We start from the raw sequence: 12547 nt of genomic DNA on the forward strand, positions 1-12547 counted from the left end.
CAAGGCGTCCTTATGAGTTAAACGCGAAGGCTGCGTTGCAATGATTTTAACGAGGCTGAGATGTCCTCAGGCTGACGGCTTACTGACAATGCTGTCAGAATTCAGTGAGAAAGCAGGCAAGATGGCCTGCGCTGAGTCAGGGCATTGACCAGATTCAGATGTCAGAGCAAAGGTCAGGCCGAAGGTGTTGACGCCATTTTCACTGCGTGCGAACACATCGCCACGATGCATGATGGCGACAGCGCGCACAATGGATAAACCCAGCCCATGATGAGTGGTGCTTTTAGTCCGCGAAGAATCGACACGATAAAAACGCTCAAATAATCGAGGCAATTGGCCATGATCTATCGCGGTGCCGTGATTTGAAACCGCCACCACCGCGTGTGTTGCCGTTCTTGTTAGGCTAACTGTAATCACACTGTGCGTTGCAGCATAACGCGCGCTGTTTTCTAACAGGTTTGCTAGTGACCGGTGAAACAATCGGCGGTCAATATGTGCCCACTCATCGCCTTCAACCTGCAACGTCAGCTGCTTTTCGGCGAACGAGGGCTCCACATACTCTGCGGTCTTGCTGGTTTCGGCACGCAGAGATACCGCTGCCAGCTGCGAGGCATGTTCACCCGCATGGGCGTGAGACAGGAACAGCATATCGTTGACGATCGAGGCCATACGTTCCAGCTCTTCCAGGTTGGAACCGAGCAACTCTTCCAGCTCGTCGAATGAGCGTCGGCGTGATAACCCTAACTGGGTTTGACCAATTAAATTCGTCAGCGGCGTGCGCAATTCATGTGCTACATCGGCGTTGAAACTTTCCAGCTGTCGCCAGGCAATCGCCTGCCTTTCCAGCACGCCGTTAAACGAAGTGGCTAATGGCTTGAGTTCATCCGGTAGATCATCGGTATTGAGTCGCTGAGCGTGATCGCCAGGTGCTAACTGATGAGCTTGCTGGCTCAATGCGCTAACCGGCCGCAAACCGATGCGGGATACGGCATATCCAAGCAGTGCCACAATAAAGACCCCAATCGCAGAAATGATCAGGAGTGTGCGGGTAAAGGCATCGAGCGTGCCCATATAGGGTGTGGAATCAATCGCCACCACATAGCGCAGCGTTGGTCGTTCACCGTTAGCAGGGATCGTCTTAACCAATAGAAAAAGTGAGCAGGCAGTTTCGGCAGCGCCCGGTACTTTATTAAACCCTTCCTTTAGCGCTGCCCATTTCACTCCCAGCGGCGGCACGCCTCCTACGTTGAAACGTGCATCGTCACTTAAAATCCAGTAACGCACCCGCTCGCCTTCTGAACTAGTCAAATCGGTGAATTTGCTGGCCAGCATCGACCAGCCTTCACTTGAACTGCGTGCGCTAATCCACGGACTCATCAACGACTCACGAAACAGCAGCTCGTTGTGCATCTGCTTTTGCAGCGAGTCGTGCAGCGAACTGCGTAACAGCCAGCCGATCGTGGAGACAATCAGGATGATACTCAGTACAAACATCAGTGCGAGGCGCGCGGAAATAGAACGTTTAAACATGTGGATTCTCCCGTACTTCCAGCACATACCCCATGCCGCGCACGGTATGTAACAGCTTAACGGAGAAGGGCGTATCAATTTTGGCGCGCAGTCGCTTAATTGCCACCTCAACTACATTGGCGTCGCTGTCAAAATTCATGTCCCACACCTGTTCCGCGATCATCATCTTTGACAATATTTCACCCTGATGGCGTGCTAACAGGCTGAGGAGGGAAAACTCTTTTGCCGTTAACTCCAGCCGATTGCTCTGACGAAAAACACGCCGTGCCAGCAGATCGAGGTGCAGGTCATGAATGTGCAGTTGTGTGATGTCAGCACCGTCGCTGGTTCGACGACGAACCAGCGCTTGAATACGCGCGACCAGTTCAATCAGCGAGAAAGGCTTTGGCAGATAATCATCCGCGCCTAACCTCAAGCCTTTCACTCGCTCATCGACTGAACCTCGCGCAGACAACATCAAAACCGGCGTTTTTTTGCTGCTGCGAATTCCTTCGAGTACACGATAGCCGTCCATACCAGGCAACATAACATCAAGGATCACGGCGTCGTAATCGAACTCCAACGCAAAGTGCAGTCCTTCTGCGCCATCGGCAGACACATCGACGGTAAAGCCCGACTCACCTAGCGCACGGCTCAAATAGGAGGAGGTCTTTTCTTCGTCTTCAACCAACAATAAGCGCATAGGGCATTTTTCCTTGATTCGATCTGTAGAGCGTATTTTGCAAGTGGCTCGCCAACATCTGACTGACAGTTTCCTGACAACGCTGTCAGGAAAGCCCAGTAAAGACTGACAACGTTGTTATCCTGCGGTCATGATGCTGACAGCCCTGCATTCCTAAGCTAATCCGCGAAACCTCATTCGTATCCACATTTGCTGGATGCGATACATTCTCGGGAGCTGATATGAAATTTACGGTAATGCATGCACTACTCATCACGGCGATGGCAGCAAGCGCACAGGCTGCCGACTATAAACAAAATCCGTTTACCCTGACGTATGAAGGCGCCATCAGGGAAAACGTGGCGGGCAAGGTCAATATTCATCCGGTGAAATATGATCTCCATGGCTTGCAAATCGCTGCCAACGTCTACACACCCGCGAGCTACGATCCAGCGAAAAAATATCCGGCAATCGTGGTGGCACATCCCAACGGCGGTGTGAAAGAGCAAGTGGCTGGCCTATATGCGCAGCGACTCGCAGAACACGGCTACATCACCATTACCGCCGATGCGGCTTATCAGGGTGCCAGCGGCGGTATGCCACGCAGCGTGGATAAACCGGCTAACCGCATCGAAGATATTCACGGCATGGCGGATTACCTTAGTCGCTATCCCGGTGTAGATGGCGAACGCATCGGTTTGCTGGGCATCTGTGGAGGCGGCGGATATTCACTCAAAGCCGCCCAGACCGACAAACGTTTTAAAGCACTGGCCACACTGAGTATGTTTGATTCTGGCCTGGTGCGGCGCAACGGTTATCAGGATTCACAGCTGGTGACGCGTCAAGAGCGTTTGCAAGTGGCCAGTGATGCTCGTCGTAAAGAGGCCTTAACCGGGGAAGTAACCTATTCCGGCGATGCCAATCTGACGGACGAGCAGATCGCCAAACTGCCGTTTGATCTCTATCGTCAGGGCTATGAGTATTACTGGAAAACCCACGCGCATCCGAACTCCACTTTTCGCTACACCACCAGCAGTCTGTTAGAACTGATGCGTTTTGACGCGCAAAGCAATATGGACCTGATCAATCAGCCTTTGTTAATGATGGCCGGGAGCAAAGCAGATTCGCTGTATATGACGCAAAGTGCCTTTAGCAAAGCAACGGGAACCGCGAACAAAAAGCTTTATCTGATTGAAGGCGCCACTCATATCGAAACCTATTGGGTGCCGCGTTATGTCGATCAGGCGATGAGCCAACTTGATCCGTTCTTCGATAAGAATATTTAGTCTGATGCTTCCCCGTGGCAGCGACACCGCCACGGGGAATAATTTACCGCGTCGAATTCAAATACCAGCAGTAGAATTACGCGTCATCGTCCTCGTCATCTGTCTTGCCAGCAAAGCGGCTGCGCACCACCACAAAGAACACCGGCACAAAATAGATCGCCAGTAACGTTGCAGCGACCATACCGCCAATGACCCCGGTGCCCACCGCGTTTTGCGCACCCGAGCCGGCGCCGGTGCTGATTGCCAGCGGCATAACACCGAGGATAAACGCCAGCGACGTCATCAAAATAGGGCGTAAGCGCATGCGTGAGGCTTCAAGGGTGGCTTCGATGATGCCTTTACCCTCTTTCTCCGTCAGGTCCTTGGCGAATTCCACGATCAGAATCGCGTTCTTCGCCGCCAGGCCAATGGTGGTGAGCAGGCCGACCACGAAGTAGACATCATTGCTTAGACCTCTGAGCGTCGTCGCGGCCAGCGCACCGACCACACCTAGCGGCACCACCAGCATCACCGAGAAAGGAATCGACCAGCTCTCATACAGCGCGGCGAGGCACAGGAACACCACGATTAACGATAACGCATACAGCGCAGGAGCCTGATCGCCGGAAAGACGTTCCTGGTAAGACATGCCTGTCCAGTCATAGCCGATGCCGTCAGGTAACTGAGAGGCGAGTTGCTCCATCAGCGCCATGGCTTCACCGGAACTACGTCCCGCCGCGGGCTGTCCGAGGATCTCTACCGAAGATAAACCGTTGTAACGCTCCAGACGCGGTGAGCCATAAACCCATTGCGCGGTTGAGAAGCTGGAGAAGGGCACCATTTTCCCGTTGCTGGCGCGCACGTACCAGTCGCCCATGTCTTTCGGCATCATGCGATAGGGTGCATCACTCATCACGTAGACTTTTTTCACCCTGCCGTGATCGATAAAATCATTCACGTAGCTGCCACCCCAGGCGGCACTCAGCGTGGTATTAATATCGTCCAGCGTTACGCCAAGCGCGGTGGCTTTTTCCTGATCGATATTGATTTTGTATTGCGGGTTATCTTCCATGCCGTTGGGACGCACGGCGGTTAGGACATCGGGATGCTGCCGCGCCAGATCCAGCAGCTTATTACGGGCTTCAATCAGTTTGTCATGGCCGAGGTTTGCCTGGTCAATCAGTTCAAAATCAAATCCCGTGGCATTACCCAGCGCAATAATTGGCGGCAGGTTGAACGCGACGACCGTACCATCGACGATGCTGGAAAAAGCCTGTGTGGCGCGGCTGACAATGGCATCGACTTTATTCTCCGCCCCAGCGCGCTGTTCCCAGTCCTTTAACCCTATGAACGCGATGCCGACATTCTGACCGCGTCCGGCAAAGCCAAAACCGTTCACGGTAAGCACGTTTTCAACGTTGGCTTTTTCCTGTGTCAGGTAATAGTCATTGATTTGGTCGAGCACTTTTTGCGTGCGTTCCTGCGTCGCACCCGCTGGCAGAATCGCCTGCGTCGCGAAAACGCCCTGATCTTCAGCCGGTAAGAATGAGGTGGGCAGGCGCATAAACAACACCGCCATCCCCACCACAATCACGCCATAAATCAGCAGGTAGCGGCCTGATTTATGCACCATGCGGCCAACGGAAGAGGTGTAATGCTCCGCGCTTTGATCAAACTTACGGTTGAACCAGCCAAAGAATCCGCGCTGATGGCCGTGTTGACCCGGCTTAACCGGTTTGAGGATGGTGACGCATAGCGCCGGGGTGAGAATTAATGCCACCAGCACTGAGAGCGCCATAGCAGAGACGATGGTGACTGAGAACTGGCGATAGATAACGCCAGTACTGCCGCCGAAAAAGGCCATGGGAACAAACACGGCGGAGAGCACCAGCGCAATCCCGACCAGCGCGCCCTGAATCTGCTCCATCGATTTACGCGTGGCCGCCTTGGGTTTGAGACCCTCCTCGGCCATCACGCGCTCAACGTTTTCAACCACCACGATGGCATCATCGACCAGTAGCCCGATTGCCAGCACCATGCCGAACATGGTCAGGGTGTTAATCGAATAGCCAAACATGCTGAGAATACCGAAGGTGCCCAGTAATACGACGGGTACGGCAATGGTCGGGATCAGCGTGGCGCGGAAACTCTGCAGGAACAGATACATCACCAGAAACACCAGGATGATGGCTTCGGCGAGCGTCTTCACCACCTCATGAATCGAGATGTTGATAAATGGCGTGGTGTCGTACGGATACACCACCTTCATACCCTGAGGGAAGTAGGGCTGAAGCTGCGCGATTTTGGCCCGGATGGCTTTGGCGGTATCCAGCGCGTTGGCACCGGTGGCCAGCTGGATCCCCAGCGCAGAGGCCGGTTTGCCGTTCACCTTCACCACAAAGTTATAGTTTTCGCCGCCGCGCTCAATACGCGCCACATCATGCAGCCGCACCTGCGATCCATCCGCATTCACTTTTAACAGAATATTGCCGAACTCTTCCGGTGAGGTGAGCCGCGTCTGCGCGATGATGGAGGCATTCAGCTGCTGGCCTTTCACCGGCGGCGCCCCACCTAACTGCCCGGCGGCAATCTGCGCGTTTTGTGATTCGATCATGCTCATCACATCCACCGGCGTCAGCTGGTAGTTATTCAGCTTATTGGGATCGAGCCAGATGCGCATAGCGTATTGCGAGCCGAACAGCGTGGAATCACCGACGCCGCTGATACGACTGAGCGGATCTTTGATGTTCGAGCCAACGTAATCGGCGATGTCTTCCATGCTCATTTTGCCGGTTTCATCGACAAATGCCGGTACCAGGAAAAAGGTGCTGGAGGATTTACGCACGGTAATCCCCTGCTGCTGGACCTCCTGCGGCAGCAGCGGTGTCGCCAGCTGCAGTTTGTTTTGCACCTGTACCTGAGCGATATCCGCATCGGTGCCATTTTCGAAGGAGAGTTTCAGCTCCAGCGTGCCGGATGAATCGCTGGTCGATGACATATACATCAGCCCGTCCAGCCCACTCATATTCTGTTCAATCACCTGTGTGACGGTGTTTTGCAGGGTAGTGGCATCGGCGCCGGGATAGGTCACGCGGATCTGAATAGCGGTCGGTGCGACGTCAGGATATTGCTCCACCGACAATCGCATGATGGAAATAGCCCCTGCCAGCATGACAATAATGGCCAGCACCCAGGCAAAAATCGGGCGATTAATAAAGAATTTGGACATCAGTGAGCAGTTCCTTGTGCAGCAGCATTGGCAGTCATATCAATCGGGGCGACACGTTGGCCGGGCTGAGCGCGCTGAATGCCCGAGACAATCACCCGTTCCCCGGCCTGAACACCGCCCGTCACCAGCCATTGATCGCCCTCGGTTTGTGAGACCGACAGACTGCGAACTTCCACTTTATTGTCAGGACTCACCACCAAAGTGGTGGCATCGCCACGTGGTGTGCGCGTCACTGCCTGTTGCGGGATCAGAATGGCTTGCGGATTGGTACCCTCATCAAGACGTGCGCGCACAAACATGCCCGGCAGCAAGGCGTGATCCGGGTTGGGTACGATGGCACGCAGGGTGATTGAGCCTGTGGTTTGATCTACGGTGACATCAGAGAAGGCTAAGGTGCCCTGTTGCGGATAGACGGAACCATCGGTCAGGATCACGTGCACCAGCGCTTTGCCGTTGTTTTGCTGCAACTGACCTGAAGCCAGCTCCTGTTGCAACCGGAGGAAATCCTGGCTGGATTGAGTGACATCAACGTACAAAGGATCGAGTTGTTGCACGGTTGCCAGCGCATCCGTCTGGCCATTTTGCACCAGTGCTCCTTCGGTAACGGAAGAACGGCCAATGCGCCCTGCAATGGGAGCCGAAATGCTGCTCCAGTTGAGGTTGATGCGCGCACTGTTGAGTGCTGCCTTTGCCGAGTCTACGTTAGCGCGCGTCTGTGCTGCAGTGGCTTCCGCCTGATCCAGATCCTGACGGCTGATGTATTGCGTGCCGGCTAAGGGGCGATAACGTTGCAATGTGGCTTGTGCCATGCGGGCGTTAGCTTCTGATTCCGCCAGTGCGGCGCGCGCATTGTCATAAGCTGCCTGAAATGGCGCGGGATCGATTTGATATAGTTTTTGTCCGGCGGTTACATCACTGCCTTCGGTAAAAGCACGCTTTAATACCAAACCCGATACCTGCGGACGTACTTCTGCCACGCGAAAGGCAGAAGTACGTCCGGGAAGTTCGGTGGTAACCGGCAGGGATTGGGCATGTAGCGTAACCACGTTTACCTGGGGCGCATTTTTCGCCGGCGTTTCACTGCCCGTCGAGTTATCACAACCTGAAAGCGTCAATGCAATAAATGAACAGAATAGCGCACTGGGGGTTAGCGCCCATTTAATCGGCATTACTGAGATCCCTTGTAAGTGAAATTATATTGGTATAGTGAGGTGCTGCGTATTTAATCGACGAAATCTTGCAGGTGGGAGGTTATATTTGCGCACAAAAGATCGGGTAAATGACTGTTGTGAGTCATAACCATATTTCACTGAAATATCGATAACCGTCTCGTGGCTACGCAGCAAGTCTTTGGCTGCAGATTCCAGCTTTCGGTCACGAATGTAGTGACCAAGGCTGACATGCATAATACGATGAAACATTCTTTGCAGATGCCATTTGGAGTATCCTGCACGCTCGGCAACCTGTTCTATTTTTAACGGAGAATGAATGTTAGCTTTAATCCACTCGGCCAGTTCATAAACAATTTTTTCATAACGATCCATAATTTCACCCGTTCTATTCTTAATCAAAGTAAAGGCGAAACAATTGAAAGCAATAGAATGCCCGGCGCTCTGTTTAATTGAGCGGATAAGCTATTAAGACGGTATGTTGTGCTTTCGAATCTATCTCGCCAGTGAACGATATTTCTTGCGACTGAATTAAGAGTAACATTACAAGATACAGATTATTAGCATGTGGAATCAGATAAGCTTTATGATCGGTGCTCATGAATAATGCATCATAAAGTGAACAAGTTGGTGGTACAGATGCTATAGAGTGATCCACTTCAAAGTGAACACCTGCGGTAAGCCGCGATATGTGAGATAGCCACATATGTTTCAGCTTGTTTATGATAGTTTCATTGAATCCGGACAGAGATGTGAGTAGGCGATGCTAAGAGAAAATTTCAGCGATCTGGTTTATCTGGTGATGGTCGCCCGGGAACGCAGTTTTACCCGTGCCGCCGCCAAATTGGGTGTCTCTCAATCCGCGCTAAGCCATGCCATGCGTGGTCTTGAAGAGCGGCTTAAGACGCGTCTGTTGACGCGCACCACCCGCAGCGTGGCACCCACGGAAGCTGGCGAGCAACTTATCCAGAATATTGCGCCCTTGATGTCAGATATTGAAAAAGCGCTGGTGGCTTTAACCGAACACCAGACGCGCACCTCGGGCAATATCCGGATTACCGCCGGTGAACATGCGCTGCACTCCACGCTTTGGCCATTAATTAAGCCCTATCTTCAGGAATACCCTGACGTGAACATTGAACTCTCCGTCGATAACACCCTTACCGACATTGTGAGCGGGCGTTTTGATGCCGGGGTGAGATTAGGCGAGCAGGTGGAAAAGGATATGGTGGCGGTGCGCATCGGTCCTGACTGGAGAATGCTGGTGGTTGCGACGCCAGAGTATTTTAAACATCACGGTATCCCTGAAACGCCTTATGAATTGCAGCATCACAACTGTATCAATATGCGCTTGCCGACACTGGGTGGATTGTATAACTGGGAGTTCACCAAAGATAAAAAAGAGATTCGCGTTAAAGTTGAAGGTCAGCTTATTTTCAATAACCTCAGTTCGCGTATTGAAGCGGCACTTAGCGGCATGGGGATTTTGTATGCGCCGGAAGATTCCGTGCGGAAATATATTGATGAAGGTCTGTTGCAGTGTGTGCTGATAGACTGGTGCGAACCTTTTAGTGGTTACTATTTATATTATCCCAGCCGCAAACAGCATACGGCGGCGTTTTCTAAATTGATTGAAGCGGTGCGCTACCAAGGCTGAGTGTTATTAGGCGCACTCTATTTTCAAAACTCACCACGCCGTCAAAGTCATTCCGATTCCATACTAAGGCGATTTTTCATTCTGAATAAGTTGCCTTTTAATTCGCTTTGCTTCCTCTGCTTTCTGCCGCATCCGCCCCTGCATGGTGACTTTGCTTCCTGGTTTCGCTTCAACCAGTAGCACTCAACAGTAGCACTCAAATATTGGTGAATTTTACTCATAGAGGCATTCAGCTGGCGTGTATTCCGCATTTCACTATTATTTGTAAGGATAAAAAATTCCCCTTCGAACCGCCTTTTGTGAGCGTTGTACTACCAATGGGAGCGCATACCGATGGAACTGCACATCAACAATAATACCTACCAATCAGATGCTGAAGCGGACACGCCACTGCTTTGGGTGATCCGTGATGATCTGGCTATGACGGGCACCAAGTATGGCTGCGGCCTGGCGCAATGTGGGGCATGTTCAGTGATGATCGACGGACAGGTTGTTCGTTCTTGCGTGACTCCGGTTGAGAAAGCCGTGGGTAAACAGATCACCACCATCGAAGCCATCGAAAGTGATGACATAGGCAAGCGGCTGGTGGATGCGTGGATCAAATATCAGGTACCGCAATGTGGCTACTGCCAATCGGGCCAGGTGATGGCCGCAAGGGCACTGTTGGAAAATAATCCACACCCTTCCGAAGAGGAGATTGCCGCCGCCATGGTGAATCTGTGTCGTTGCGGAACCTACAACGCCATCCGTGCGGCGATTCATGAAGTCGCTGGCATAGGGGTAAAAGTATGAGCCGCCTTGCAGAATCCCTCGAAACACTGGGCGAGCAGCCCGCAAATCTCTCACGCCGCCGCTTTTTGCTGGCCAGCAGCAGCCTGGCCGGTGCTTTTGTGCTGGGCGTAGGTTTACCGATTGGTGAAGGGCGAGCGCAAACTGCGGACGTTTCTCTGCCTCCCGGCACTCGTGTGCCAGCCTTCCTGGAAATTCGCCCCGATAGCTCCATCAAATTCCTCTCGCCTTTTGTTGAAGGCGGACAAGGGATCTTTACCGCCATGGCGCAAATTGTCGGGGAAGAACTGGATGCCGATCCCGCTACCTTTGTGGTTGAGAATGCGCCCGCGGGTTCGCAATACAAAGTAATGGACAGTGGAATGCGCATCACCGGGGGCAGCCAGTCCGTTCGTTCCAGCTATACCACGATGCGACGCCTGGGTGCGCTGGCGCGGCAGATGTTATTGCAGGCTGCGGCTGCTGCGCTCTCCGTACCGGTTGATCAACTGCAAACTGAACCGGGACGTGTCATTCACGCCGCCTCTGGTCGCTCCCTCACTTATGGAGAACTGGCTGAGCGTGCGCGCGATTTACCGGTGCCGTCGCCTGAATCAATAAAGCTTAAAGATCCCGCGCAGTTTCGCTGGATCGGCAAGCCCGTTCAGCGCCTGGATATGCATGAGAAATCCACCGGACAGGCCATTTACACCATTGATTGCCGGGTTGATGACATGCTGCATGCGGCCGTTCAGCATGCGCCACGACTGGGGCTGACAGCGGGCGACATCCGTAATCTGCAACAGGTGCAAGGCATGAAAGGCGTACATTCAGTTCATGTGCTGACTGGCGCGGTTGCCGTGGTCGCTGAACGCTGGTGGCAAGCCAAACGCGCGGCCGAAACGCTCCAGGTTGCCTGGCAAGAGCCGCAAACGCCAGATGCGAATTACATGCCTGCCGATTTCTCCACAGAGGCGTTTGCCGCAGCACTGGCGCAGGAACCCGGCAACGGTGAGGATGCGGAAGTGAAGGGGGATTTCGCCCAGGGGATGTCAGCGGCGAAAACGACGCTTAGCGCGACCTATCACAGCCAGTATCTCAATCACGCTCAGCTGGAGCCGCCATCAGCACTCGCGCGCTTTAATAACGATGGCACGCTGGAATTGTGGATCCCCAATCAGGCCCCGGAGATGTTTCAGGCGGATATCGCTAAGCGCACCGGTCTGAAACCAGAAAACATCACCATCCATTCACCGCTGCTCGGAGGATTTTTTGGCCGCCACTTTGTTTATGACACAGCGATGGTCTATCCGCAGGCGATTCAGCTGGCAAAAGCGGTGGGCCGTCCCGTCAAACTGATTTGGAGCCGTGAAGAAGAGTTCTTGCGTGATACCCACCGACCTATGGCTGCCGTTCGCTTCCAGGCAGGACTGGATGCGCAGGGGTACCCGGTTGCACTGGAGGCCATCAGCATATGCGAGGGGCCAAGAGAAGGAATAGCCGGTAAACACGGTAGCAAACTGGATCCCACGGCGGTGGAGGGACTGGCTGGGAAATCCTACGCAATTCCTAACGTGCGCATCGCGCAGATTTATAAAAAGGGTCCGGTCAAACTCGGTTACTGGCGTTCGGTGGGCAACTCGATGAATGATTTTCTCTATGAGTGCTTCCTCGACGAAATGGCCGATCACAGCAAACTCGATCCCTTTGCCTTGCGTCTGCATTTGCTACAGGGCAACGAACGTTTAACCACTTTGCTGAATGCGGTGGCAGAGCTTTCAGGTGGCTGGCAGGCGGGGCCCTACACGGCGCCTGATGGTACTCGTCGTGCACGCGGTGTGGCGATGGCCTCGCCGTTTGGCACTGAGGCGGCAGCCATTGCTGAAGTGTCTATCGAAAACGGTCAGGTCACCGTGCATCAGATATGGGAAGCCATTGATCCCGGCAGCATTGTCAATCCGGCGATAGTTGAGGCGCAGGTTAACGGCGCCGTGGCGCTGGGGTTATCACAGGTTCTGCTGGAAGAAAGTGTGTATGAGAAAGGGCAGCCGGTAGCGCGTAACTACGATATGTATCCCATCTTGCCACCCTCACGGATGGCGCAGGTGCACGTACGTATCGTGGAGAGCGGCGCAAAAATGGGCGGTATCGGTGAACCGCCGCTGCCTGCGGTGCCGCCCGCCGTGGCGAATGCGGTGTCCCGACTGACTGGCGAGCGCATTCGCGCCATGCCTCTCTCTCGCTTTACCTTCAGCTGACAGGAATAAA

The 12547-nt window shown here is 53.5% G+C and carries 9 protein-coding genes; 4 read left to right on the plus strand and 5 right to left on the minus strand.

All coding sequences use genetic code 11. The annotated features are described in order from the left end of the window. Nucleotides 1–66 precede the first annotated feature (66 nt). Together WFP70_RS05840 and WFP70_RS05845 are read right to left on the minus strand one after the other, a co-directional pair. Nucleotides 67–1530 (minus strand): heavy metal sensor histidine kinase, encoded by a 1464-nt coding sequence (locus WFP70_RS05840; protein ID WP_337022925.1) that lies wholly within the window; start codon nucleotides 1528–1530, stop codon nucleotides 67–69. Then, complete coding sequence (locus WFP70_RS05845; protein ID WP_337022926.1) at nucleotides 1523–2212, minus strand: heavy metal response regulator transcription factor; 690 nt, start codon at nucleotides 2210–2212, stop codon at nucleotides 1523–1525. Before WFP70_RS05845 ends, WFP70_RS05840 begins: the two co-directional genes overlap by 8 nt. Nucleotides 2213–2433: 221 nt before the next feature. Between WFP70_RS05845 and WFP70_RS05850 the strand changes: the two genes are divergently transcribed. Continuing rightward, nucleotides 2434–3477: an alpha/beta hydrolase gene (locus WFP70_RS05850; RefSeq protein WP_337022927.1), complete on the plus strand. Its 1044-nt coding sequence runs from the start codon at nucleotides 2434–2436 to the stop codon at nucleotides 3475–3477. Nucleotides 3478–3553: 76 nt separating this feature from the next. Here the strand turns inward: WFP70_RS05850 and WFP70_RS05855 are convergent, their stop codons facing one another. The 3 genes from WFP70_RS05855 to WFP70_RS05865 are packed head-to-tail and all read right to left on the minus strand — an operon-like array spanning nucleotide 3554 to nucleotide 8229. Further along, nucleotides 3554–6685: an efflux RND transporter permease subunit gene (locus WFP70_RS05855; RefSeq protein WP_337022928.1), complete on the minus strand. Its 3132-nt coding sequence runs from the start codon at nucleotides 6683–6685 to the stop codon at nucleotides 3554–3556. Beyond that, nucleotides 6685–7854: an efflux RND transporter periplasmic adaptor subunit gene (locus tag WFP70_RS05860; protein WP_337022929.1), complete on the minus strand. Its 1170-nt coding sequence runs from the start codon at nucleotides 7852–7854 to the stop codon at nucleotides 6685–6687. The genes WFP70_RS05855 and WFP70_RS05860 overlap by 1 nt, the downstream gene beginning before the upstream one ends. Before the next feature lie 24 nt (nucleotides 7855–7878). Beyond that, nucleotides 7879–8229, minus strand: a complete 351-nt coding sequence (locus WFP70_RS05865) for a helix-turn-helix domain-containing protein (protein WP_337022930.1) — start codon at nucleotides 8227–8229, stop codon at nucleotides 7879–7881. Nucleotides 8230–8617: 388 nt separating this feature from the next. Between WFP70_RS05865 and WFP70_RS05870 the strand changes: the two genes are divergently transcribed. From WFP70_RS05870 to WFP70_RS05880, 3 genes are all read left to right on the plus strand, one after another. After that, entirely contained in the window at nucleotides 8618–9511 is an 894-nt protein-coding gene (locus tag WFP70_RS05870) for a LysR family transcriptional regulator (RefSeq protein WP_160867708.1), read from the plus strand. Between the two features lie 333 nt (nucleotides 9512–9844). Further along, nucleotides 9845–10303 carry a (2Fe-2S)-binding protein gene (locus tag WFP70_RS05875; RefSeq protein ID WP_160867707.1) on the plus strand — a complete coding sequence of 153 codons (459 nt, stop codon included), beginning with the start codon at nucleotides 9845–9847 and terminating at the stop codon, nucleotides 10301–10303. After that, nucleotides 10300–12537 carry a xanthine dehydrogenase family protein molybdopterin-binding subunit gene (locus tag WFP70_RS05880; RefSeq protein WP_337022931.1) on the plus strand — a complete coding sequence of 746 codons (2238 nt, stop codon included), beginning with the start codon at nucleotides 10300–10302 and terminating at the stop codon, nucleotides 12535–12537. The genes WFP70_RS05875 and WFP70_RS05880 overlap by 4 nt, the downstream gene beginning before the upstream one ends. The last annotated feature ends 10 nt before the right edge of the window (nucleotides 12538–12547 follow it).

It is taken from the genome of Pantoea sp. USMM079 (assembly GCF_037153115.1).
Classification (GTDB): Bacteria; Pseudomonadota; Gammaproteobacteria; order Enterobacterales; family Enterobacteriaceae; genus Pantoea; species Pantoea communis.